The following is a 3709-nucleotide window of genomic DNA, read 5'->3' on the forward strand; positions in this document are numbered from 1 at the left end:
GATGTGGGATTGGGAGTGTAAAACAAAGAGGATTTTGATATTTTTATCTTTCAATCCGATTAAATCTGTGATATTCTTAAGTAGTTCCATATGAATCCTTTCTAATGATGGTTTCGTCGCTTTTCATTATAGGTCATATGGGACTTTTTTCTACACTCAAAAAGGCTCCATAATCTCCAAAGTGGATTTACCCACTATAGAAATTATAGAGCCAAAAAACCTAGGAAACTGTTCAAACTTTCCTAGATAGCTACAGTCCCCAACTCCCTACTTCTTATTTATAAACAGTGGAGCAGATTATTTTTCCTGTTCTTGGTCACTAAGTCCTTTAACTGCCTTCTTAAACTCAGACAGCATTTTACCGATTGATTCACCCAGTTCTGGCAAACGTTTTGGGCCAAAGATTAAGAGTGCACCTAGAACAATGATAATCAATCCTGGAGCACCGATATCACGTAAGATTCCCATTCTTTTCTCCTTTCATTTTTTCTTTATTATCCTCTTGCTAATTGCAATACTAAGTTCATAGAGCGAGATTAAAGGAATTGTCATGGCTAGATCGCTGATAAAATCAGCAGGTGTCAAAATAACAGCTAGCACCAATAAAATAAAGTAGGCATAACGTCTATAGGTAACTAAGAACCTTGGTCCAAGCAAGCCAATCGAAGTTAAAAAAGCAATAATAACTGGCAGTTCAAAGATGAAAGCCAAGGGGACACTTGTTTGAAAAACAAAGGTTAAGTAGTTCTGAGCCGTTAATCGGGTTTCAAATAATCCTTCCCCAAGTCCTAAAAGAACTTGAAGTAAGGCTGGTGTCACAAAGTAAAAACCAAAGGCCAGTCCAAGCAGAAAGCAAATAAAACTAGCAGGAATATAGGCAAAAATGGCTCTCGCTTCTTCTTTTTTTAGCCCTGGTTTGATAAAACTCCAAATCTGATAAACTGTAAAAGGTAGCGTAACAGTAAAGGCCATCAGACTTGTCAAACGCAAATAAATCCACAGAATATCATTGGGGCCTAACACAATCAACTTTTGGTTAAAAGACTGTGTCAGATAGTAGTAAAGCTGATCAGCAAACAATAAAGCTCCACAGAAAACTATAGAAAAGCAGGCTATAACAGCAATGAACCTCTTTCTAAATTCTACCAGATGTTCAACGATTGTCAATTCTTTTGTATCCATCTACTTTTCACCCTGTCTCAGTGTGACAACCAAGATAATTATCAAAAAGAATAGCTGGCTCCCCAAACCTTCCCAACTTGGATAGATACCCAAAAGGTCGATAGTAGGAAAGCCTGATAATAAGTGATTTGGAGCTATATCGGTCAACTGGAGAGCATGCACACTAACACCTAGCATCTTGAAAGCAAGAGCATAAATCATCCATGTCAGGATAAAGAAAATTTTGTGAGGGAGAATAAATTGGCTCGCCTTGTTCATCAGAACTGCAATAATCAGCAAGACTAACAAAGCTAGAGAAATACCTAGAATAAAGTCAAAACTAGATATTCTCGGTAAAATCCCTACGTAAAATAAAATGGTCTCTGCTCCTTCACGGAAAACAGCTAGAAAGCTCAGCGCAAACATAGAAATGAAGGAACCTGTCTTAGTCACCGTTTTCATCTGCTCATCCATAAAGGCATTCCATTTTTTAACTGAGGATTTACTGTGGAGCCAGATACCGATCACCATCATCATAACTACTGCGAAAATCCCGACCGCACCTTCAATGATTTCACGATTAGCTCCTGATGTTACCGCAGGAAAGGCGATTTGAAGCATAAACGCAATTACTAGACTCGCAGCTATTCCTGATAGTGCTCCACCGTATACCCACTTGAGTCCTTTGCTCATCTTGGCTGCTTTTAAAGTTGTGACCAAGGCCATGACGATTAAGAGAGCCTCGACTCCTTCACGTAGAAGAATGAGCATAGCATCAAAGGCATTGTAACTTGCACTAGTATCAATTTGGGATAAATCTGTAATCAGCTTCTCTAACTTTTCTTGATACTCCTTCTCACTTCCCTTGACCATGATTACAGGACTTTCACTTTCCACTCGGGTATAGAGCGCAGGATTTGTTGTACTGACAGAACCTTCAATCGTTGGCCAGATAGTGATAAATTCCTTCATACTGGCTGCTCCTGATGCTTGATCACCAGCTTGGAATTGTTCCAAAGCCTTCTTCAAAAGCGTAATGCCATCTTTAAGAGTCAGGTCAGAGGAGTTTGTCGCCACTTCTTTGCCAGCCACAAAGTTATCAATAGCCGTTTTCAAGTCATTAAAAGAAGACTGGATAGCATCATAATCTGTCGGCTCCGTTTCAATACTACTGCGTAAAAAGGAAATAGCTGTTTCTACTTGACCATAATGGGCTGTACTATTGTCACGGACGACACTTTCATTGATCGTCCAAGTTGAATTCATCTTTTTGTAGGCTTCTCGGATTTGCTCTATATTTTTTGAAGTAATCGCCTTATCCAGAGTCTCAAAACGTGGTCTTAACCGACTGACAAGCTTTTCCTTTTCAGCATCAAGATCTACCGGATTTTGTTCCTTCTCAAATGCTAGAAGGGCAGAGGAGATTTGTGTCAGATTTTCCTCACTAATCTCCCCTGTCAGAGCAAGCTTTTCCTTGACGACCCTACCAGCATCCGAATCGGAATGTTCTACTTTTTCAAAATCCGTCGTCATTTCTCCAACAAGGGCTTTGGCTTCTGCCTGATTGCCATTTTTTACAGCCTTAGAAGCATCCGTAATCTTTACAAAATAAGAACTCAGACTCTCCTGTGCACTAACAGGAAAAACAGCTAACAAGAGAAAAGACAAGGCTAAGAAACAAATGTTAATCTTCCAATAATTTTTGACCAATATAGCCTCCTTTCTCTACTCCACCAAAGCAGGCAAAAAGACCACTACCGATGTGGGTTACATACTCATTCATCTTGTCTGTAGCTCCGAGGTTAGTTTGAACCTTGACAAAATGATCTGGATCTTTTTGGAAAGAGATAAAGAGTAAGCCTGTGTCAAATTGTCCAGTCTTCTCATCAATGCCATCCGAGTACGAATAGGAGCGTCGTAAGAGTGGTTTATCCACTTCCTTAGCAAGTCGAACATGTGAGTCATCGGGTAAGAGACTCAGATCCACTTCATCAAACTCATGCTTCTTACCAAAAGGTGCCCCACTTTCCTTGTAGCGACCAAAAGTGTTCTCCTGTTCCTCAAGATTGGTTCGATCCCAAGTCTCTAAGAACATCTGGATGCGACGAACGGCCATATATGAGCCGTTTTCCATCCAATCCTTGCTGTCGGCCCAAACAACACGGTCAAATTCCTTTTCTGTTGTGACATTTGCTGTCCCATCTTTGAAACCAAAAAGATTGCGTGGTGTTTCCAGACGATCCCCAATAGCAGCAAATCCAGATTGACTCCAACGAAGAGTCACTGCATTTCTCCCTTTGCGAATCAGGTTGCGAATAGCATGAAAGGCAACTTGCTCATCATCTGCACAGGCCTGGATAACAATATCTCCCCCAGTATACTTTTCACGCAGTTGCTCCTTTGGAAAAGGTGGCAAATCCCTAAAAAGTTGCGGGCGTTTTTGTTCTAAATTCATTTTTTTCAGGAAACTAGCAGACACACCAAAAGTCAAGGTCAACCGATGAGGATTGAGACCAACTGTCTCCCCAGTATCACTAGGAGGCAAGAG

4 protein-coding genes are annotated in these 3709 nt (G+C 40.6%); all 4 read right to left on the minus strand.

Annotation, left to right across the window (positions count from 1 at the left end; genetic code table 11):
• Window positions 1-297: 297 nt before the first annotated feature.
• Entirely contained in the window at window positions 298-468 is a 171-nt protein-coding gene (gene tatA / locus SORDD16_RS05140; protein WP_049484393.1) for a twin-arginine translocase TatA/TatE family subunit, read from the minus strand.
• Window positions 469-480: 12 nt separating this feature from the next.
• Window positions 481-1182 (minus strand): twin-arginine translocase subunit TatC, encoded by a 702-nt coding sequence (gene tatC / locus SORDD16_RS05145; protein WP_061452598.1) that lies wholly within the window; start codon window positions 1180-1182, stop codon window positions 481-483.
• Window positions 1183-2871, minus strand: coding sequence for an FTR1 family iron permease (locus SORDD16_RS05150; RefSeq protein ID WP_061452599.1), 1689 nt, complete (start codon window positions 2869-2871; stop codon window positions 1183-1185). It lies immediately after the preceding gene.
• On the minus strand, window positions 2846-3709 hold an 864-nt coding region (locus SORDD16_RS05155), incomplete at its 5' end, for a Dyp-type peroxidase (protein ID WP_241733997.1). The genes SORDD16_RS05150 and SORDD16_RS05155, both read right to left, overlap by 26 nt.

This window comes from Streptococcus oralis, from assembly GCF_001578945.1.
Classification (GTDB): domain Bacteria; phylum Bacillota; class Bacilli; order Lactobacillales; family Streptococcaceae; genus Streptococcus; species Streptococcus oralis_Q.

Bases quoted from the DNA above. Each gene is read 5' to 3' on its own strand.
- tatA (WP_049484393.1), bottom strand. From the start codon at position 468: ATGGGAATCTTACGTGATATCGGTGCTCCAGGATTGATTATCATTGTT.
- tatC (WP_061452598.1), bottom strand. From the start codon at position 1,182: ATGGATACAAAAGAATTGACAATCGTTGAACATCTGGTAGAATTTAGA.